The organism is Thermoanaerobaculum aquaticum, assembly GCF_000687145.1.
GTDB lineage: Bacteria > Acidobacteriota > Thermoanaerobaculia > Thermoanaerobaculales > Thermoanaerobaculaceae > Thermoanaerobaculum > Thermoanaerobaculum aquaticum.
Window position 1 is genome coordinate 47,295 of record NZ_JMFG01000023.1, and the last position, 18,799, is coordinate 66,093.

The 18,799-nt window shown below is 64.0% G+C and carries 25 protein-coding genes; 14 read left to right on the plus strand and 11 right to left on the minus strand.

Annotated features, from left to right (window positions below; translation table 11 throughout):
* Positions 1-14: 14 nt before the first annotated feature.
* Genes EG19_RS09055 through rseP form a run of 4 tightly spaced genes read left to right on the plus strand, consistent with a single transcriptional unit; the run spans position 15 to position 4,109 of the window.
* Entirely contained in the window at positions 15-809 is a 795-nt protein-coding gene (locus EG19_RS09055) for an isoprenyl transferase (RefSeq protein WP_038049847.1), read from the plus strand.
* Positions 810-1,619, plus strand: coding sequence for a phosphatidate cytidylyltransferase (locus EG19_RS12790; RefSeq protein WP_053335154.1), 810 nt, complete (start codon positions 810-812; stop codon positions 1,617-1,619).
* Positions 1,616-2,770 carry a 1-deoxy-D-xylulose-5-phosphate reductoisomerase gene (locus tag EG19_RS09065; protein WP_038049848.1) on the plus strand — a complete coding sequence of 385 codons (1,155 nt, stop codon included), beginning with the start codon at positions 1,616-1,618 and terminating at the stop codon, positions 2,768-2,770. Before EG19_RS12790 ends, EG19_RS09065 begins: the two co-directional genes overlap by 4 nt.
* A 13-nt stretch (positions 2,771-2,783) precedes the next feature.
* On the plus strand, positions 2,784-4,109 hold the full coding sequence (gene rseP, locus EG19_RS09070; RefSeq protein WP_038049849.1) for an RIP metalloprotease RseP: 1,326 nt from the start codon (positions 2,784-2,786) through the stop codon (positions 4,107-4,109).
* Here rseP and EG19_RS09075 read toward each other — a convergent pair.
* Positions 4,106-4,960 carry a deoxyribonuclease IV gene (locus tag EG19_RS09075; RefSeq protein WP_038049850.1) on the minus strand — a complete coding sequence of 285 codons (855 nt, stop codon included), beginning with the start codon at positions 4,958-4,960 and terminating at the stop codon, positions 4,106-4,108. The two genes, rseP and EG19_RS09075, sit on opposite strands and share 4 nt — an antisense overlap.
* Positions 4,961-4,985: 25 nt before the next feature.
* Here EG19_RS09075 and EG19_RS09080 point away from each other — a divergent pair, with 25 nt between their 5' ends.
* The 6 genes from EG19_RS09080 (at position 4,986) to EG19_RS12795 (ending at position 9,066) form a co-directional block, all read left to right on the plus strand.
* Complete coding sequence (locus EG19_RS09080) at positions 4,986-5,699, plus strand: PASTA domain-containing protein (RefSeq protein ID WP_038049851.1); 714 nt, start codon at positions 4,986-4,988, stop codon at positions 5,697-5,699.
* The gene (rpe, locus tag EG19_RS09085) at positions 5,684-6,352 is read left to right on the plus strand and encodes a ribulose-phosphate 3-epimerase (RefSeq protein ID WP_038049852.1); all 669 of its coding nucleotides are present in this window, start codon (positions 5,684-5,686) and stop codon (positions 6,350-6,352) included. Before EG19_RS09080 ends, rpe begins: the two co-directional genes overlap by 16 nt.
* On the plus strand, positions 6,353-7,048 hold the full coding sequence (locus tag EG19_RS09090; protein ID WP_038049853.1) for an outer membrane protein assembly factor BamD: 696 nt from the start codon (positions 6,353-6,355) through the stop codon (positions 7,046-7,048).
* 65 nt (positions 7,049-7,113) lie between these two features.
* On the plus strand, positions 7,114-8,232 hold the full coding sequence (locus EG19_RS09095) for a LysM peptidoglycan-binding domain-containing protein (RefSeq protein WP_038049854.1): 1,119 nt from the start codon (positions 7,114-7,116) through the stop codon (positions 8,230-8,232).
* Positions 8,232-8,477 carry a helix-turn-helix domain-containing protein gene (locus tag EG19_RS09100; RefSeq protein WP_038049855.1) on the plus strand — a complete coding sequence of 82 codons (246 nt, stop codon included), beginning with the start codon at positions 8,232-8,234 and terminating at the stop codon, positions 8,475-8,477. The genes EG19_RS09095 and EG19_RS09100 overlap by 1 nt, the downstream gene beginning before the upstream one ends.
* 1 nt (position 8,478) lies before the next feature.
* On the plus strand, positions 8,479-9,066 hold the full coding sequence (locus EG19_RS12795) for a lytic transglycosylase domain-containing protein (RefSeq protein WP_053335155.1): 588 nt from the start codon (positions 8,479-8,481) through the stop codon (positions 9,064-9,066).
* On the opposite strand, the gene EG19_RS09110 is transcribed toward EG19_RS12795, so the two are convergent.
* Together EG19_RS09110 and EG19_RS12800 are read right to left on the minus strand one after the other, a co-directional pair.
* The gene (locus EG19_RS09110; protein WP_038049856.1) at positions 9,041-9,223 is read right to left on the minus strand and encodes a twin-arginine translocase TatA/TatE family subunit; all 183 of its coding nucleotides are present in this window, start codon (positions 9,221-9,223) and stop codon (positions 9,041-9,043) included. The genes EG19_RS12795 and EG19_RS09110 overlap by 26 nt on opposite strands.
* A 17-nt stretch (positions 9,224-9,240) precedes the next feature.
* Positions 9,241-10,188, minus strand: coding sequence for a phosphotransferase (locus EG19_RS12800; protein WP_053335156.1), 948 nt, complete (start codon positions 10,186-10,188; stop codon positions 9,241-9,243).
* A 21-nt stretch (positions 10,189-10,209) separates the two neighbouring features.
* On the opposite strand from EG19_RS12800, the gene EG19_RS09125 reads away from it, so the two are divergent.
* Positions 10,210-10,530: a hypothetical protein gene (locus EG19_RS09125; RefSeq protein WP_038049859.1), complete on the plus strand. Its 321-nt coding sequence runs from the start codon at positions 10,210-10,212 to the stop codon at positions 10,528-10,530.
* Positions 10,481-11,545, plus strand: a complete 1,065-nt coding sequence (rlmN, locus tag EG19_RS09130; RefSeq protein ID WP_038049860.1) for a 23S rRNA (adenine(2503)-C(2))-methyltransferase RlmN — start codon at positions 10,481-10,483, stop codon at positions 11,543-11,545. Before EG19_RS09125 ends, rlmN begins: the two co-directional genes overlap by 50 nt.
* Here the strand turns inward: rlmN and EG19_RS09135 are convergent.
* Positions 11,542-12,246 carry a polyphenol oxidase family protein gene (locus tag EG19_RS09135; protein ID WP_053335158.1) on the minus strand — a complete coding sequence of 235 codons (705 nt, stop codon included), beginning with the start codon at positions 12,244-12,246 and terminating at the stop codon, positions 11,542-11,544. The two genes, rlmN and EG19_RS09135, sit on opposite strands and share 4 nt — an antisense overlap.
* A gap of 85 nt (positions 12,247-12,331) precedes the next feature.
* Here EG19_RS09135 and ftsE point away from each other — a divergent pair, with 85 nt between their 5' ends.
* Both ftsE and EG19_RS09145 read left to right on the plus strand, forming a co-directional pair.
* On the plus strand, positions 12,332-13,000 hold the full coding sequence (ftsE, locus tag EG19_RS09140) for a cell division ATP-binding protein FtsE (protein WP_038049861.1): 669 nt from the start codon (positions 12,332-12,334) through the stop codon (positions 12,998-13,000).
* Entirely contained in the window at positions 12,997-13,812 is an 816-nt protein-coding gene (locus tag EG19_RS09145) for a cell division protein FtsX (protein ID WP_152544011.1), read from the plus strand. The genes ftsE and EG19_RS09145 overlap by 4 nt, the downstream gene beginning before the upstream one ends.
* Before the next feature lie 49 nt (positions 13,813-13,861).
* Here EG19_RS09145 and EG19_RS09150 read toward each other — a convergent pair whose 3' ends face one another.
* The 7 genes from EG19_RS09150 to ruvC form a co-directional block, all read right to left on the minus strand.
* Entirely contained in the window at positions 13,862-15,001 is a 1,140-nt protein-coding gene (locus EG19_RS09150; RefSeq protein WP_038049863.1) for a tetratricopeptide repeat protein, read from the minus strand.
* An 18-nt stretch (positions 15,002-15,019) separates the two neighbouring features.
* Positions 15,020-15,841, minus strand: coding sequence for a DUF4388 domain-containing protein (locus EG19_RS09155; protein WP_081800076.1), 822 nt, complete (start codon positions 15,839-15,841; stop codon positions 15,020-15,022).
* Positions 15,842-15,847: 6 nt separating this feature from the next.
* Entirely contained in the window at positions 15,848-16,552 is a 705-nt protein-coding gene (locus EG19_RS12805; protein WP_053335159.1) for an energy transducer TonB, read from the minus strand.
* Between the two features lie 43 nt (positions 16,553-16,595).
* Positions 16,596-17,075, minus strand: a complete 480-nt coding sequence (locus tag EG19_RS09165) for an ExbD/TolR family protein (protein ID WP_081800077.1) — start codon at positions 17,073-17,075, stop codon at positions 16,596-16,598.
* Positions 17,076-17,085: 10 nt separating this feature from the next.
* Positions 17,086-17,523, minus strand: coding sequence for an ExbD/TolR family protein (locus tag EG19_RS09170; RefSeq protein WP_081800078.1), 438 nt, complete (start codon positions 17,521-17,523; stop codon positions 17,086-17,088).
* 1 nt (position 17,524) lies between these two features.
* The gene (locus tag EG19_RS09175) at positions 17,525-18,181 is read right to left on the minus strand and encodes a MotA/TolQ/ExbB proton channel family protein (protein WP_038049867.1); all 657 of its coding nucleotides are present in this window, start codon (positions 18,179-18,181) and stop codon (positions 17,525-17,527) included.
* Between the two features lie 135 nt (positions 18,182-18,316).
* Positions 18,317-18,799: a crossover junction endodeoxyribonuclease RuvC gene (gene ruvC, locus EG19_RS09180; protein WP_038049868.1), complete on the minus strand. Its 483-nt coding sequence runs from the start codon at positions 18,797-18,799 to the stop codon at positions 18,317-18,319.

An 18,799-nucleotide genomic window follows, 5' to 3' on the forward strand; every position in this document is an offset into this window, starting at 1 on the left:
GACTGCCGCGGTCCATGAAGGACGTGGATCGCATTGCCCCGCCCGGAAGTGAGGAGCGAAAGCTCCTGGAGAGCATTCCCCCTGAAAGGTTCCCCAAGCACGTAGCCATCATCATGGACGGCAACGGCCGCTGGGCCAAAAAACGCGGTTTGCCGCGGGTGGAAGGCCACCGGGCGGGCATTGAGGCGGTGCGCAGCACGGTGGAAGCCGCTGCTCGCCTGGAAATCCCGGTGCTGACGCTTTACGCTTTTTCCACCGAAAACTGGCGCCGTCCGCGCTGGGAAGTGCTCACGCTCATGGCGCTTTTGAAGGAGTACCTCAACAAGGAGCTGCACACCCTGGTGGAAAACAACATCCGCTTTCGCCCCATTGGCCGCATCCACGAGCTGGAGCCGGAAATCCAACAGGGCCTCGCCCACGCCGTGGAGGCCACCGCTGCCAATACCGGGCTTTTCTTCCAAATTGCCCTCAACTACTCGGGCCGGGCCGAGCTCACGGATACGGTGCGGGAGGCGGTGCGCCTGGCCCGGGAGGGGAAGCTGCGGGAGGACGATGTGGATGAAGCGTGGGTGGCGGCCCATCTGGCCACCGCCGGCACCCCGGACCCCGATCTTTTGATCCGCACTTCCGGGGAAATGCGCATTTCCAACTTCTTGCTGTGGCAAATTGCGTACACCGAGCTGGTGATCACCCCGGTGCTGTGGCCCGACTTTCGCGCCCGCGACCTCATCGCTGCCGTGGCTGACTACGCCAGGAGGGAACGACGCTTCGGGGGCGTTCCCGAAGCTGAAGAGACGGAGGAAACCTAGGTGGGCGTGCGGGAGACCACGGCGTTTGTGCTGCTGCCCATCATCCTGGCGGCCATCGTCTGGCTTCCCCCGTGGGTTTACTTGGGGGCCGTGGCGGTGGTGGGGCTTCTGGCAGCCTGGGAGCTGGTGGCGCTTTTTCGCGCCAAGGGACACCCCGTGCCGCTGGTGCCCACGTTGGCGGCCAGCTTCGCTGGCACCGTGGTGGCTTGGCAGCAAGACCTGGAGCTGTGGGCGTGGTTCACCGTGGCTGCCCTGCTGTTGCTTCCGGTTTGGTACCTGCTCACCGGCGGTGCGGTGGAGGGGGCCAGCGCAGCTCTTGCCGGCTCCCTCTTCGTGGCCCTTTACTTTGCCGTGACCACCGGTGCCATGGGGCTTTTGCGCTTGAGCTTTGGCCCGGAGCTGGGGTGGAAGGTGGTGCTCCTGCACTGCCTTACCATTTGGGGAGGGGATTCCGGCGCCTACTACGTAGGTGTGCGGTGGGGGAAGCACAAACTGGCCCCGCGGGTCAGCCCCAAGAAGTCCTGGGAGGGCATCCTCGGCGGCATTGCCCTCACGTTTTTTGGCGTGTGGTTCTGCCGCACGGTGTTCTTCCCCGAGCTGCCGTGGGCGCTGGCGTGGGCGGAAGCCGCCATGCTTTCGCTTCTGGCGCCGGTGGGGGACCTGGTGGAATCGCTGTTTAAGAGGGATGTGGGGGTCAAAGACTCCTCCGACCTTATCCCCGGCCACGGCGGGTTTTTGGATCGCACGGACTCGCTTTTCTTCGCCGCTCCGTTTACCTGGGTTTTGATGCTTTTGAGCTTGCCACGGTGAAGGTCCTAAGCATCCTCGGCTCCACCGGCTCCATTGGCACCTCCACCCTGGACGTGGTGCGCCACTTTCCCGACCGCTTCCAGGTGGTGGCGCTGGCCGCTGGCCGCAACCTGGAGCTTTTAGCGCGACAAATTGAGGAGTTCCGCCCGCAGCTGGTGGCGGTGGCCGATGAGGAAAAGGCTTTGACGCTGGCCCACCGCTTTCCGGGGCTGGAGGTGCTGGCCGGTGAAGAGGGCCGCCTGGCGGTGGCCACCCATCCCCAAGCCACCACCGTGGTGGGCGCGCTGGTGGGGGCCCTGGGCTTGCCGGCCACGTACGCGGCGGTGCAGGCCGGCAAAGAGCTGCTGTTGGCCAACAAGGAAACGCTGGTGGTGGCCGGCTCGCTGATCATGGCGGAAGCCCGGCGTTCGGGGAGCCAAATCATCCCCGTGGACTCCGAGCACAACGGGCTTTTTCAAGCGCTGCGGGTGGGGCCCCCGGGAACCGCCCGGAGGCTCATCCTCACCGCATCCGGCGGGCCCTTCCGCACCACCCCGCTTGCCCAGCTGGCCAACGTCACCCCTGAGCAAGCCCTGGCCCACCCCACCTGGCGCATGGGGGCCAAGATCTCCGTGGACTCGGCCACCATGATGAACAAAGGGCTGGAGATCATCGAGGCCCACCACTTGTTCGGCTTTCCCCCGGATGCCATTGACGTGCTCATTCACCCCGAAAGCCGCATCCACGCCCTGGTGGAGTACATGGACGGCACGCTCATCGCCCAGCTTTCGGTGAACGACATGCGCTTCCCAATCCTCTACGCCCTGGCCTACCCCGAGCGCTTGGCCAGTCCATTTGGTAGGCTTGACCTGGCTGCAGTGGGGAGCTTGCACTTTGAGCTCCCCGACGATCGCCGGTTCCCCTGTTTGGCCTTGGCCCGCCAAGCGCTTCAAGCCGGGGGCACAGCACCGGCGGTGCTCAACGCGGCCAACGAGGTTGCTGTGGAGCTTTTCCTTGCCGGCCAGCTTCCTTTTTTGGGAATTCCCGAGCTGGTACGGAGGGTCTTGGAAGAGGAGCCGGCGGCCCCCTTGACCTCCCTGGAGGAGGCGTTGGCCGCCGATCAGCGGGCGCGGAGGCGGGCGCGGGAGTGGGCCGCCCGGCTGGCCCGGTAAAGAAGGGATAGGAATGCTGGTAAACGCCTTGAGCTTAATCGTGGTCATTGGCATCCTGGTGCTCCTGCACGAAGGGGGCCATTTCCTGGCGGCTCGCCTGGTGGGGGCGCCGGTAGCAGTGTTTTCCGTGGGTTTCGGCAAGCGGCTTTTCGGCTTTCGCTGGGGGGGTACGGATTTTCGCTGGAGCCTCATTCCACTGGGTGGATACGTGCGGATTTTGGGCCTGGGGCCCGACGAGTCCGACGTGGTACAGCCGGGACAGGCCCCGGTGCCCCTGCTCCCGCGGTGGAAGCGGGCGGTCATCCTGGTGGCCGGGCCGGCAGCCAACGTGGTGGGAGCTCTTGCCTTTATGGCCCTGGCCTTTAACCTGGGGGTGGAGGTGCCGGCCTGGCAGGACCAGAAGCCGGTGGTGGGCTGGGTGGACCCTGCCTCCCCGGCAGCCCAGGCGGGGATCAAGGCCGGAGATGAAGTGCTGGCAGTAGACGGGAAGGCCATCAAGCGCTGGCGTGACCTGGAAATGGTGACGATTTCCTCCCCCAACCGCGAGCTTTCGGTGAAGTTGCGCCGCGGCAACGAAGAGCTCACCGTTCCCTTGAAGCCAAAAAGCGTGAGCCGTTACGCCCTGGGCTGGGCCGGCCTGGCCCCGCCCATCCCCGCCGAGGTGCAGCGGGTGATGCCCGGTTCGCCCGCAGAAAAAGCGGGGCTTTTGCCCGGGGACCGCATCGTCTCGGTGGACGGCAACCCGGTGGAGCACTTCTTTGACCTGGTGCGTTTGGTGGGGGAAAGGCCGGAAAAGGAAATTTCCCTGCAGGTGCTGCGGAATGGTGAGCTGGTGACGCTTTCCGCCACCACCAGGAGCGAAGCGGGCCAAGGGAAGCTGGGGATTCCCATACCCTCCTGGCAGGTGATCCGCAAGCTCCCCGCCGGCCAGGCTGTGCGCGAAGCGGTGCTGGAATGCCGGAGGATGACCGCCGAAACGCTGTGGGTGCTGTCCCGCATGGTCACGGGGCGGGCTTCCATTCGCCAAATGTCCGGGCCCATTGACATTGCCAAGTTTTCCGGGGAAGCGGCGCGGTCGGGTTTGGTACCACTGATTTGGCTTTTGGGGGTTATCTCGCTGCAGCTGGCCATCTTCAACCTGCTGCCCATTCCGGTTCTGGACGGCGGGCACCTGGTCATCGTGGCGGCGGAAGGCATCCGCCGGCGGGACTTTTCCTTCAAAACCAAAGAGCGCATTACCAACGTGGGCTTTTGGCTGATCATGGCCCTGATCCTGTTCGTGCTGGCCAACGACGTGGTGAAAAACCTGCCCGCCCTTTGGCCCCGCTCCCAGCCCTAGGGGGCCGAAAGCCAGCTGCGCAGGCGGTGGAGGGCCTCCCGAACGCCTTGGTTCTTGGGCCCGGGCGGGATTTCCATGATGCACGCCACATCCGCCAACACAGGATCGCCCAAAAGCTCCGTAAAGAAGACCTCACCTAACTCCCCCGCACCCGGAGGCGCGTGGCGATCCCGGCGGCTCCCCAGTGGCACCGGTGTGTCGTTGATGTGCACCAGCTTCAGCGCCCGGAAAAGCCCCGCTTCGGCTAGCTCAAGGCAGGCTTGCCGGAAGCCTCCCCGGCGGAGGTCGTAACCCGCTGCCCAAAGGTGGGCGGTATCCAGGCACAACCCCACCCTTCCCTCCTGCCACCAGGAAGGCTCGGCAAGCTCCAACAACTCCTTCACCGTCACGCCTAAAAGCCCACCGGCACCGGCGGTGTTTTCCAGAAGGAGAGGCGTGTCAACCGCCGCCCGAGCGAAAACCTCAGCAAGGCGCCGGCGAAGGCGGGCTACGGCCTCCTGCCGTGGCTCCCGCCCTGCTGATCCGGGGTGCACCACCACGCCGGCCAGGCCCAGGCGCTGGGCCAGCACCAGCTGGTGGGCCACCAGGACAGCCGACCGCTCGCCGAGCTCCCTGTCCGCCGAGGCCAGGTTCACGAGGTAAGGGGCATGGGCAAAGACCGCGCCGTGCAAACCCGAGGCAGCTAAAACCTCACGAAAAAGCGCCACCGCCTGGGGGCTTTCCGGCAATGGCGCCCATCGTCCCGGTGGCTGCAGGAAGATCTGCACCGCCTGGCAGCCCAACTGGCGGGCGGTTTCCAGCGCCCGGTGCCAGCCGCCGGCGGTGGCCAGGTGCGCTCCCAGCTTAGGCATGGGCTTATGCTAACCTCTCGGGGTCATGAAAGGCGGCAAGCTCCTGGCCGCGTTGGCGGTGGTCACGGGAATAGTGCTGGGCGCGGCCGTGGCCGCTTGGGTGGTGCTCTGGCTTTCCCTGAAGGCTTCGGCGGTGAGGGTACCAGCGGTGGAAGGTCAACCTCCGGAGGCCGCAGCCCGGGCTTTGCAGGCAGTGGGGTTGGTCCCGCGCTTGCAGGAACCGGTGCCGGACGCCACGCACCCCGCGGGCACCGTGGCCCGCCAGCGACCGGTGGCCGGTTTCCAGCTCAAGCGCGGCTCCACCGTGCTGCTGTACCCATCCCTGGGAACCGCCGGGCTTGCCGTGCCCGATCTCGTGGGGCTACCTCCGGCCGCCGCTGCGGTGCAACTGGAGCAGGCGGGGCTTGCGGAAGGGGAGCACGCCGAGGTCCAGGGGGAAGGAACGGCTATGGTGGTCATTGCCCAATCCCCGGCACCGGGAAGCCTCTTACCTCCAGGGGGTAAGGTTTCCCTGCTGATCAACCGGCAAGCCCGGGAAAACCGCGTGGTGATGCCGGACATGGTGGGGGAGCCGGTGGATGTGGCGCAAAACCTGCTTTCCCGCTGGGGCTTTCGCGTGGACGGTGTGCAGCCGGTGCCCTACCCTGGCTTGCCTGCCGGGGTGGTGGTGAAGCAAACACCCATGGCCGGCGGTCCCGCGTCTTTGGGAACGGGGGTGGTGCTGTGGGCCAGCCGGTAAAACCCGTCAAGGTGGCCCCGTCGCTTTTGGCTGCTGACTTCACGCGGCTAGGTGAAGAAGTCCAGGAGGTAGAAAGGGCTGGAGCTGACCTGCTGCACTTCGACGTGATGGACGGGGTGTTCGTGCCCAACCTGAGCTTTGGACCCGTGGTATGCCAAGCGGTGCGAAGGGTTTCGGCTTTGCCGCTGGATGTGCACCTCATGGTCACCAAGCCGGAGGTGCTCATCGAGCCGTTTGCCAAGGCCGGCGCCCATCGCCTTTCGGTGCACGTGGAGGCGGTAACCCACCTGCATCGGGTGTTGGCGCAAATCCGCGAGGCCGGAATGGTCCCCGGCGTCGCTTTGAACCCCCTCACTCCGCTGGCTAGCTTGGACGAGGTGTGGCCCTTTGTGGGCTTCATCCTGCTCATGACCGTCAACCCCGGCTTCGGCGGCCAGAGCTTGATCCCCGAAACTGTGGGCAAGCTGGGGCGGCTGGCCAGGATCCGGGAGCAGGTGGCACCCCACGTGGAGCTGGTTGTGGATGGGGGCGTGACCGTAGACAACGCCCCCGCTTTGCGGCAAGCTGGTGCCGACGTTTTGGTGGCGGGGACCGCGGTGTTTGCGGAAGCAGACCGGCAAAGGGCCATTTCGCTGTTAAAAGGGGGGTCTTAGATGTGGCGAGCGGGCGTGGTGGTGTGCAGCGTGCTTTTGCTTTTGTCCTGCGCCTCGGCCAAGAAACAGGAGGATGCGTTTCTCGCCGAGGTAACGCAAATGAGCAAGGACGAAATCCTGGCCAAGGGTGATGCCCTAGCTGCCAAGAAGAAGTTTGTAGAGGCCCGCAAGTACTACGCTTTTCTTGCCGACTCCTTCCCCAACGATCCCTTGGGCCGCAAAGCAGCACTGAAAATTGCCGACACGTTTTTTGCCAGCAAAGATCCGGAATCGCAAGCCGAGGCCCAGGTGCGTTACAAGGACTTTGCCACCCGATTCCCCAACGACCCTCACCGCGCTTACGCCCTGCTAATGCTTGGGCGAACCTACCTTCAGCAGGCCAAAGGCCCCCAGCGGGACCTCACCCCGGTGCGACAGGCAGCGGAAAGCTTCCAGCAGGTGGTTTCGCTCTTTCCCGACAGCCCCGAGGCCCAGGAAGCCCGCACGCTTTTGGCCAAATGCCGGGAGGATTTGGCCGCCCATGAGCTGCAGGTGGCGCGCTTTTACCTGCAAGTGGGGGCAAAAGAAGGGGCGCGCAACCGGCTCAACTACCTGCTGCGGAACTACCCGGAAACGGCCGCCGCGAAAGAGGGAGAAACGCTGCTGCAACAGCTGGCCGCTGAGGAAAAGGTGCGGACAATCACCGGCAATACTTGACGGGCTGTCACCTGGGAGTTAGGCTAAGGTAGGAGTCAAAGCCGATGAGGGAGGAAAAGCCAGTTATGGGTCGCATAACCGTATGGGCGCTAATCGTGTTGCTGTTCTCTGGCTACCTCATGGCCCAGGAGCAAAGCGGGCCGCCACCCCGACCGCTGCACAAGGTTGGGGATCACTGGACGCCCTATGAGCCCCCCCAGGAGTTTCCTCCCGACGCCCAGGTGTACATCATTCAGCCTGGGGACACGCTGTGGGCCCTGGCGCAAAAGTTCCTGGGTAACCCCTATCTCTGGCCGCAGCTTTGGGAGCAAAACCAGTACATCCGGGACGCCCACTGGATTTACCCCGGGGATCCTCTGGTGGTGGGAGTAAAAGCGGCGGAAGCGCCGGCTCCCGAAGCCCCACCACCGCCTCCGGCGGCTGAGGCGCAACCCAGCCCGGCGGCGCCACCATCGCCAATAACCCTGCCTCCGGCGGCAGGAGAGGCGGCGGAGGAGCTGGTACCCCTGGGCTCCGAGGACGACATCCATTGCTTCGTTTACGTGGACACTGAAGGGGAGGAACTCCCCCTGACCATTGCCTCGGCCGAGAGGATCGGGTATCAGGCGCGCTTTGCCACCGGCGACATCGTTTTCATCAACGGCGGCGAAGCGGAAGGGGTCAAAGCCGGTGATGAGTTCTTCGTGGTGATGCCCGACCGCGTGATCAAGCACCCTACCACCGGCGCCAAGCTCGGAAGGGTCGTGCGGTACCTGGGGCACCTGCGGGTCATTTGCACCCAGGAGCACTCGGCCACGGCGGAAATCATGGCTTCCTGCGATCCTATCCCGCTGGGTGCCAAGCTCAAGCCGTTTGAAGCCATCCCCATCCCCATGGCGCCCAAGACGGCAGCGGCCACCCGCTGCGATGCCCCCTCGGGCAAAGCCCGGGGCTTCATCGTGTACTCCAAGGACAACGTGGAAAGCCTGGGGCAGGATCACCTGGTGGTGGTGGACCTGGGCGAAGCCGATGAGGTGCAGCCGGGCACGTTTTTGACCATTTACCGGGAAAACCCGGTGCCCGGTTTGCCGAGGATCGTTTTGGGTCAAGGGGCCGCCCTCACCGCCGGGCCGCACTGGGCCACGGTGAAGCTGCTGGCCACGGACGGGCCGGTTCACGTGGGTGATCGGGTGGAAGTGCAGTGATGGCAACCCAGCCGGAGCGCTCCCCTTCGCTTGCGGAAATGGCCCAGGCCATGGACGTGCTGTTGCAGGGGATGCTGGACCGGTCGCTGAGCCTGGAGGAAGCGGTGCGCACCTTTGAGCTGCGTTACGTGGAGGCGGCGGTCCAGCGGTACGGGGGCAGCATTCAGCGGGCCGCGGCTGCCCTCCAAATCCACCGGAACACCCTCCGCGTCAAGCTAAAGAGGGGCCCGCACCTGTCGAGCTAAGTTGGCTGCTACCTCGTTGCGGGAGTTGGGGCTGGCCTACGCGGCCGCGGCTTGTGGAGTGTTGCTTGCCGGGGCCGTGGCCAGGTTTGGGGCCAGCCTGGGCTCGGTGGATCCGGCGGTGCGAGGCGAGGAAAGCTGGTACGAGATCGTCACCCCCGGAGAGCAGGTCAATATCCCTGAGGAAATCCGGCAGGCAGCTCTTGCCGAAGGGGTGGATCCCGCTTTGGTGGCGGCCATTGTGGAGGTGGAGTCGGGCTTTAACCCGGCCGCCCTTTCGCACAAAGGCGCGGTGGGGCTCATGCAGGTGCTCCCCGAAACCGCCACGCTGGTGGGTGTGGCGGGCCACCACGAGCCCCAGGCCAACCTGAAAGCGGGGTGCCGCTATTTGCGGCTGCTCTTTGAGGACTTCGGCGGTGATGTGGAGCTGGTTTTAGCAGCTTACAACGCCGGTCCCGGGGCGGTTTACAAGAGCGGCGGCATTCCCCCCTACCGCGAAACGCAAGCTTTTGTTTTGCGGGTGGAAGAAGCGTACCGGAGGCTTACCGGCCAGCCGCTGGCCACGGCTAGGTTTGGTTTTTGGGCTCCGTAGGCTCTTTGGGCTTTTCCTCGCCCCGGAGTGCGTTGCGGAAGTTCTTAATGCCCTCGCCCAAACCCCGCCCCAGCTGGGGCAGCTTGCTAGCGCCAAAGATCACAATCACGATGAGAAGGATAAGCAGCAGCTCGGGTACACCGATGGAGCCAAACATGCGCCCTCCTCCGCAAATTATAGCCCCTCATCCGCCGAAAGTTTTTCCAGCACCGCCAAAAGCTCCGTTGGGCCTCCCAGGGCCTTCACCGCTTGCCAGGCGTTGGTGGCCACTTCCGGAATGAGCCGCCGGTATTGGCTTCTTCCGAGGCTGGCGAGTTTCAAGAAGGTGCCTAACGCTTTGAGCCCCCTTTGGGCGGCGCACTGGGTGAAGCGGGTCTGCCAGTTTGCCTCCCAACCCAGCACCTGTGCCGCCCTGGCGAGAAAGTCGTCAGGGAAAAGCGTGGTTCCTCCCCGCTCCCGGAGCAGCGAAGCCACGTCGTAGGTGTCGGGACCCAGACGCAGGTCCTGGAAATCCACGGCTTTGATGCCAACAGGGGTGGCCAGGAGGTTATCCAGGTGAAAATCCCGATGGCACAGGCGGTAGGGGTGGGCCGCAAGCGCGAAAGCCAGCGACCGGCAAAACGCAAGCACCGCAGGCGCCGCTGGCTGCCCGAGCCCCGAATAGTCCAGGAACTGCTGGAGCTCCCGCATGAAGAGGTCCTGGTCAAAGGGAGGGTTGAGCGTAAAAGGGCCCCGGTAAGCTTGAAACGCCGCCAAGACGCGAAGCAATTGCTCCTGCGCTGCGTCTGGATTCGCGGCCAGTGCTTCCCGCACCCCCCGGCTCCCCAGGTCCTCCACCACTAAGCCTTCGGCGGCTTCCGCCAGGAGCTTCGGCACCGGCAGGCCCTGTCTCCGGGCCCAACGAAACACCGCCGCGTGGTGCCGAACGGAGACGGCGTCCTCCGGGGGGTAAAGCATCAGCACGGCGCTTTTCCCCGGCCTCAGGTAAACCCGGAAAAAGCGCCTCACCGAAGCATCCGCCGTCAGCGGCTCCCAGGCCTGGGGGGAAAGCCCTAAGCGGAGCAGCCGCTGGCGAAACACCGCAGGCTCCTTTGGGTTTCCGTGGGAATCAAAAGGGTCCACGGGTGGTATTCTAGCTGTGTGATGAAGTCAGAGGCATCGCCCCGCGATCTGGAAGGCGTCCTGGGCGCCCTGGCCGAGGCTTTGGGCCGGGCGGCCAGCCGGGACCCGCGGCTGCGGCCGCTTTTTTTGGAGCTGAAAAGGCTCGGCCTGGAGGCCCGGCTGGTGCTCAGGGTCCGGATTGCGAGGCCGGGCTCCGCCGGCTTTGCCATCGAAATTCAGCCCCCCTGGTCCCAGGGGTGGAACCGCGACGACGTGGAAGCGTTGCACGCCTTAGGAATTGCTTTGGAGAGCGATGACCAACAGGTCTTCCCGCCGGAACCTGATGGGCGTTCCCACCGCTGAGCTGGGCGAGTTCCTCGCCAGCTTAGGGGAGCCGCCCTACCGGGCCAGGCAGCTCCAGCACTGGATTTGCCGCCGGCTCGCCGGAAGCTTTGAGGACATGAGCGACTTGCCCAAGACGCTGCGGGCCCAACTGCAAGCCCAGGCCTGCCTTGCCGACCCCGTGGTGATTGAGGTTCGTCGGGCCAGCGATGGCACCGCCAAGTACGCCCTGCAGCTGGAGGACGGCCTGGTGGTGGAAGCGGTGGCGATGCCCATGGAGGGCCATACCACCCTTTGTTTGTCCTCCCAGGCCGGCTGCGCCGTGGGCTGTCGCTTTTGCGTCACCGGGGCTTTGGGAAGCGGGCGCAACTTGCGGGTGCACGAGATCTTTGGCCAGTTCCGGGTGCTCATGCGCTCGGAGGGCCTGGTGGGGCAGGGCGTCAACGTGGTGTTCATGGGGATGGGTGAGCCGCTTTTGAACCTTCCCAACCTGGTGGGCGCCCTGGAGTTTCTGAGCGAAACTGTGAGCTTGCGCCGCACAACCGTTTCCACCGCTGGGGTTGTGCCCAAGCTTTACGCGCTGGCGCAGCTTCCCCGCCGCCCGAATCTCGCCGTTTCCCTCAACGCCACCACCGATGAGCAGCGGGCCTACCTCATGCCCGGGGTGGCGCACTGGTCTCTGGCGGAGTTGATTGCAGCGCTTAAAGCGTATCCCCTGGAGCGGGGGCGCCGTATCACCATTGAGTACGTGCTGATTGCTGGTGTTAACGACTCTCTGGAGGACGCCCGCCGCCTGGTGCGGCTGCTTTCGGGGCTGAAGGTAAAGGTCAACCTGATCCCGTTAAACCCCGACCCCGACTTTCTGCCCGGCCTGGAGCCACCTTCCGAAGGTGTCATCAACGCCTTTGCCGCCCACCTGGCAGCAGCCAACATGAATGTCACCGTGCGCTGGAGCAAAGGGCGGGAGGTGGCGGCAGCGTGCGGGCAGCTGCGCGGACAACTGAAGTTTCCACGCCCGGCTGCCGTTTCCCCTTAGACAGGCGGCAGTACCACCGCGGCCCACTGCCTCCCGGCTTGAGACCCGTCCCGTCGGTAGGAGTGGTAGTTGGGGTTGCAGGCGGTGCACCCTGGGAGAACGCGCAATCGCTCGGAGAGCAAGCCGGCCTTGAGGAGCGCCTTCCGGGCGCAGGCTTGCAGGTCTACCCGGCCGTCGCTTGCAGCACCCGAGAGGGAACCCAGCTGGGTCGTGAGGGCCGTAACCACCTCTGGGCCCACGGGGTAGTGACAGGGGCCCACGCCCACGCCGATCACCGCGTTCAAGGCCATGGGCTCCACGCCAAACTGCACCGAAAGCAGCCGCACCGCCTTTTCGAGAATGCCCGCCGCCAACCCCCGCCAGCCGGCATGCACGATGCTCACCACACCCCCGCCTGCCAAAACCACCGGCAGGCAGTCGGCGGTTTGCACCGCCAGCGCCACCCCCCGCTCGGCGGTGATGAGCGCGTCGCACACGCCCACCACCTGCAATAGCGTAGCCTTTGGCACCCGACCGCTAAAGGTGAAAACCAAATCGGTGTGCCGTTGCTGGGGGATCAGAACCGGCGTGGGAAAGCCAAAGGCTTCCTCCAGCAGCGCCGGCAAACCCTCGGCGGAAAAACCCGGGGGACAGGCGCGGGCATCGGCAAAAAGCGCCAGCGCCCCAGCTAAAGGAACGAGCGTCAAGCCTTCATGGCCCACGGAAAGCGATGCTACACTCCCCGGGAGTGCTTGCAAAGAGCATGGGGGGAGCGGCGGTTTTGCGCATGGGGCGTGGGCAGAGGCAATGATCCGCTTGGAAAACGTCACCAAGACCTATTGTGGGCGGCCAGCGCTGGTGGGAATTTCAACCGTAGTGGAGAAGGGCGAGTTCGTTTTCCTCACCGGACCATCGGGGGCCGGGAAGAGCACGTTGCTGCGCCTTTTGTACCGGGCCGAGGTACCCGATCAAGGGCGAGTGGTGGTGGCTGGACAGGACCTGACCACCCTCAATCGGCGGGAGGTGGCGGAGCTCCGCCGGCGCATGGGGGTGGTTTTTCAGGATTTCAAGCTCCTGCGGCGGCGGACCGTGGGCGAAAACATCACCTTCGTGCTGGACCTCCTGGGGTTGCCGGAAAGGGAGCAGCAGCGCCGGGCTTACCACGCCCTTCGCCAGGTGGGCTTGCAGCACCGGCTTTCCGCTTTGCCGGAGGAGCTTTCCGGCGGTGAACAGCAGCGGGTAGCGGTGGCCCGGGCGCTGGTGGTGCAGCCCGAGCTCATCCTGGCCGATGAGCCCACCGGCAACTTGGACCCCGAGCGCTCCCACGAGCTCATGGGCTTCTTTCGGGAAGCCAACTACCGCGGCACCACGGTGGTGGTGGCCACCCACGATGTGTCGCTCATTGCCGCTCACCCCGCCCGCACCCTGGTGCTGGAGCGGGGGAGGCTGGTTCAGGACCGGTGGGGACCGCCATGAGGCAGCACCTTTGGCGGGAGGTGTGGCGGCAGCTGCGGGAAGCCAGGGGTATGGCGCTGGTGGCGGTGTTGCTTTTAGCTGTAGGCGGGGCTTGGGCCATGCTGGCGGCCAGCTTCCTGCAGTGGGGGCGCGCCGGGCTTCTGCGGGCGGCCAAGGAAGCGGTGGTGGTGGCGGTGCTGGCTGACGGCTCAGAGCCTGCTCAGCTGCAAGCGGCGGTGGCTTCCCGCTTTCCACAAGCCAGGACCGTGAGCTTTTCCCCTAAAGAGCTTGGGCAAACCCTTGCCGGCTGGGCCGGCGGGGCCGCCGGGGAAAGCCTCCTGCCGGCGGCGCTTTCCATTACCGTGGCCGCTGCGGACGCGGAAGGCCTCAAGCAGTTCCTCCGCACCCATCCGGGAGTGGCGGCGGTGAGTTCCTCCCAGGAATGGGTGGGGCCGGCGCTTTCCGGGTTTTCCTTGGCCTTGCGGCTGGCGGGGCTTTTGGCTTCGATTTTGGTTTTTGCCTTTGCAGCGCTGGTGGTTTTAGCGGTGAGGCTGCTGGTGCTTTCCCACGCTGACGAGATTGCCATCATGCGGCTCATCGGCGCCCATGAGGAGGACATCCGGGCTCCTTACCTGGTGGCCAGTACGCTTTTGGGTTTGCTTGGGGGCGCTTCCGCCGTGGGTTTGGCGCTTTTGGGGCGAGCCATCCTGGCCCCTTGGATCCACCTGCCGCCTTTTTCGCCCACTTACCTCTTGGCCACAGTGCTGGCCGGGGGGTTGGCCGGAGTTCTGGGGGCGGCGGTGGGGGTCCGCTCCCTCCCCCAAGAACCGTAAGGCCCCGCTGGCAGCGGGGCCTTTCTTGTACCCGTGCGTTGATTGGCGCTTACGACTTGGGCGTGGGGGTTGGTGCGCCCCCCCGGAGCCGACGCAGCTCTTCCTGGGTCTTGCGGATTTCTTCAATGCGGCGGGCTTCCTCATCGGCTTTGAGGTTTTGCTCGTACTTGGCCTGCTTGTCCCGCATTTCCGCGACCTTGGTGGGGTTGCCCGCCTCCTGGTAGGCCTGCTCGGCCTCCTTATAGCGCTTTTGCTTGTCCAGCACAAAGCCCAGGGAGCTGTAAATCAACCGCCGAAGGTGGGCATCGGGGCTCTTGGTGAGCGCGTCCCGGAAGAACTTTTCGGCTTTTGCCACGTCGCCCTTGCCCTGGGCGCACTGGCCGCGGTAGTAGGTGGTGAGGGCGTTATCCACACCGGCCCTGTCCAACCAGGCCAGGCTTTCGTCGTAGCGGTCGGCACCCAGAAAGCCCTCTGCCGCCAGCAGAGCAAGGTCCGGCGAAGCCTTCTTTTCGTAGGCTTTGGCGGCGACGGTTGCCGCTTGGCTGTAAAGGGCGTTGGATTCCTGCCCCTTGACCATACGCGCAGCGCGCAGACCCGCGGTAGCAGCGGTTTTGCCCAGCGTGGCATCACCGCTCAGCTCAAAGGCCCGGCGGTAGGCGTTGAAGGCGTCGGCGTCCTTGCCAGCCCGGGACAGGGCCGCACCGTAAACAGCCCAAGCATCCACCTGCTGAGGTCCCGCTTGGGTAGCGGCACGGGCTGCCTCCACCGCACCGTTGGTGTCGTTGGCCGCCAGCCGCGCCCGAGCCAGGGTTGCCAGCACCACGGCCTTTTGTTCGCCTTTGAGCGTTTCCACCGGCACCACCTGCAGCACCTTTACCGCTTCGGCAGCCTTTCCCATATCCACCAGCAAAACCGCCAGCGCCCTGGCAAAGGCTGGGTTGGTGGGTTCCATTTGGTTGGCCTTCTGGTAGTTAGCCAACGCCTGGTCCTTCTGGCCCAACTTCTCCTGACAGGCGCCCACGTAGTAGTAAGCGCCGGCGTAGTTGGGGTTTTCCTGGAGCACCGCCTGGAACTCCTTCAGCGCCCCGGCGTAATCGCCCTTCTTGTACAAGGACAGGGCCGCATTCCAATCGGCCGCCAAAACGCCCGTTGCTGCTACCGCCAGAAGAAAACGCGCTACCAATTTCATCCTCATTGCCCCCTTTGTTTACAGCTGAACCAACGGGGTTACCCGCCGGAGAAATTCCTCAGCTTCTTCGCCGCCCTTAAGCAGCGAGATGGCCCGCGCCAGCTGGTCCACCATGCTTTGCACGGCGCTCATCCCCTTGCCTCGCTCAATTTCGGTGCGCGCCAGCCGGTACTGTTTTTCCACGGTGATGGCCCCTCCGGGCCCGACGATTTCCTCGGCAATCTTGCGGATGTTTTCGGTGAGCGCCAGCAACGTTGTCACCGAAGGCCCGGCCGGAGCTCCCTGGGGGGCTTCCTCCCCCGGCGAACGGAGCCCAATAAGCCCCGAGGTGATAAGGCCAAAGAGCGTCTTGCACAAATCAAAGGCCGAAAGCTTGGTCACTTCCTCCAGCTGCCGGATGGAGCGCTGGCCGTCAATTTTGGTCACCACCACCCACTCGTGGGGGGAAAGGGTTACCTGATCGTGGCCCGGTTCCCGAGGCAAAAAGTACGGGATCAAATCCAAAGAAGGAATGCGCTTTTGCAAAACCCGCCACTCGTCGAGTCGGCGCGCCGCCTCCATCATCAGTGAGGCATTGGACTTGGTGATGGTGACCTGGTCGGATTCCACCTGGGGGGTAAAGATGAACTGGCCCCGCTGCCAGATGGCCATTTCGTAAACGGCGTTTTCCCCCCGCAGGTTGCCCACGTAGGCGTCCACGATTTGCCCGTCCTTGAGGAAGATCTTACCGACGATGCCCCCATCGCCGGAGAGCGTGAACACCCCCGTTTTACCCGACACCGATACCAACTGGATTACGTCGGGGAGAGCCAAGTCAGCGAGGGAGCCTTGGAGTGCCATGATCGCTCACTGGAGGCGGAAGTTCACGGTAACGATAATGATGACCTCTACTGGTTTCCCGTTAAGGGTCGAGGGCTCCCATTTCCATTGCTTCACCGCTTCCACCGCGGCTTCGGTAAGCCCCATGGAGAGACCGCGGAGCACCTTCACGCTCTTGGGGTTGCCCTCCTTATCCAGCACCACTTCAAGGATAACCGGCCCTGAGACCCTTGCCCGCCGGGCAATCTCCGGATAAACGGGGTCCACATATTTGATTCGCCGCGGCTCCTTAAGCTGCCCACCAACACGAATCGGTCCCTCGTCCTCCGGTGGCGGTGGGGGGCCAATATCCCCAAACACTGCGTCCGCCGGCAGCGGGGTATCGGGGATTTCCTCCTCCGGCTCGTACTGACGGACGGGCTCCGGTTCATCAGGTGTGGGGTCCGGAATCGGCACCCTCACCGTCTTCGGCTTGAGGATCTCCTGCTGCTTCTGCACTTCCGGGGGCTTGAAGCGCGGCTGCTGCACCACGAAGATCTTGGGTTTGTTTTGCTGGGCCTCAGCCGTTCGCGTTGCCCATTCGGGGAAGCGAATGATGAAGAGCACGACGTGGAAGATGACCGCAATGATGGTTGCGATCCGAAGGGTGCGCCGGTCCTCCTCGTACTCCTGCGCCAGCATGGTCAGCTCTTGGAGCGTGAGGTCTTGCTTTTGGCGCTCATTGGTGCTCATACAACACCTCCACTTTTATTGTAGGGCCACGACCGCCGCACGGCTACAGAGCTCCCAGAGCGCCCCACAGGTTTTCGATTTCCCGCTGGGTAGGTAGAGAAATGTTCAGCTCCCTGGCCAGTCCCAGCTTGTCCTTCACCTGCCGGAGCTCGTCAAAGGCGTCCATCATGGCCCCGTAGGGGGCTTGGGGATCCGGGCGCAGGATCACGGGCTTTTCAATGACGGGTTTCCCATCCACCAGCTTGCCCGGAACGATCTTACCCTTGAGGTAGTCGGCAAACTGCGATAAAGCCAAGGGCCGGCCGTCCACCAGGTAGGTCCCTTGCGGCGTGACCTTGACCTCCACAGCCTCTTCCCTCTCCAGCTGCACCTGGGCGGTGTCTTCCTTGGGAACCGCAAAGTCCAACCCCTTGGTGGCCGAAAAAGCCATGGTCACCATGAAGTAAATGATGAGGAGGAAGGTCACATCGGCCATGGATCCCGTAAAGATTTCCGGCGGTATTTTCCGACGTTCAAGTTTCATGGCGCCCCCCTCAGCTCTTATCCGAGATCGTACGCTGCTCGGAGAGAAGGAAGATCGTTCGCACCCGTGCCTGTTTCAAAGCATCGAGGATCTTGTCAATGATTTGATACCGCGTGCCCTTATCCGCTTTCACCACGAACGGCTTATCCGGAGCCTGGGCTACCACGTTTTGGGCAAAGGTTTGAACCTCTTCCACCGTTGCCACAGGCACAGAGGTTTCCTTGCCACCCGAAACCCTGATGACACCCTCGGTATCCACCGAAACGTAGGCAGCATCGCGGGGCACATCGGTGCGCACCGTGGTGCGCGGCAACTGCACCCGAGCCTTGTCCACCTCAATGTTGTACGTGACGATGAAGAAGATGATGAGGAGGAAAACGATATCCGCCATCGTCGCGGTGGGGATGTAAGGGTCGGGTTTACGGCCTACTCGCCGTATTCGGATCATCTTACGCCTCCGCGCCGCCTCCCTGTCCGTACCGCTCGCTATCCATCTCAATGAAGGTGTCCATCAACATGTTGGAAGCCACCTCAATATCCCGCATGAACCGGTTGATGCGGCTCATGTAGTAGTTGTAGCCGAGCTGGGCAGGGATGGCAATGAACAAACCGGTAGCGGTGGTAATCAGTGCCTCCGAGATACCGGCCGCCACGGCGCCAGGGTTGGAAAGACCAGCCTGGGCAAGGGTCGCGAAGGACTTGATCATGCCCGTAACCGTGCCCAAGAAGCCCAACATTGGCGAGATGTTGGCGGAGGTGGCCAGCACCATCAAGCCCCGCTCCAGACGGGCGCTTTCAAAAACTGCGGCCGACTCAATGTTCTTCTCGATGTCCTCCCGGGGATGACCGTAGCGGGCCAAAGCCGCCTTCACCACCGAAGCCACCGGTCCCTGGTACTCCTCGCACACCTTCATGGCCCCGCGCACGTCGCGGTTGACGAGAAGCGCCTTCCGTACCTTGGAAAGGAACTCATTCACGTTGACCTTGGCCTTCCGCAACGCCAGCCCGCGCTCGACGATAAACGTCGCGGTCAAGATCGAGAAGACCAAAAGTGGCCACATGGTGATACCACCCTGCTGGAAATAGGTAACCAGATCTCCTAACACGTTCGCCTCCTCACTTTCCCGGATTGGCCTTCCGCCAAGTCCGTTGGTTTTGCCGGATGAGGCAGCCCTTCTCCGGCTCGGTGAGGCTAACACAGGAAGGAAAGGAGAGTCAACGAGCGTAGCGCCAGAGCTCAATCAGCGGAGATGCACGCTTTTCCTGTCCAAGAGATGGCAAAGTGCTACCGCCAAAGCATCGGCGGCGTCCGCGGGCAGCTCTTCGGCAATCCCCAAAAGCCTTTGCACCAGCCAGGCCACCTGCTGTTTTTCCGCCCGCCCGTTACCCACCACCCAGGACTTGACCCGCGCCGGCTCGTACTCCGCTACCTCTCCACCCCACTGACCCAGCGCTGCCAAAAGCGCACCGCGAGTTTCCGCTAAAAGCAGGCTAGCCTTTTGGAATCGCGCCACAAAAGGGGTTTCCACCGCCACCACCTGGGGCTGCCATTGGGCGAGGAGCGCTAGCAGCTCGTCGGCTAGCCCAGCGAGCGTTTGCGCCCGGGGCAGACCCCGCTTGCCCTTGAGGCAACCCCAAGCCACGCGGGTGATCTCTCCGTTTTCAGCTTCAATGAGGCCCCAACCGGTGGTTCGGGTCCCCGGGTCAACGCCCAGCACCCGCAC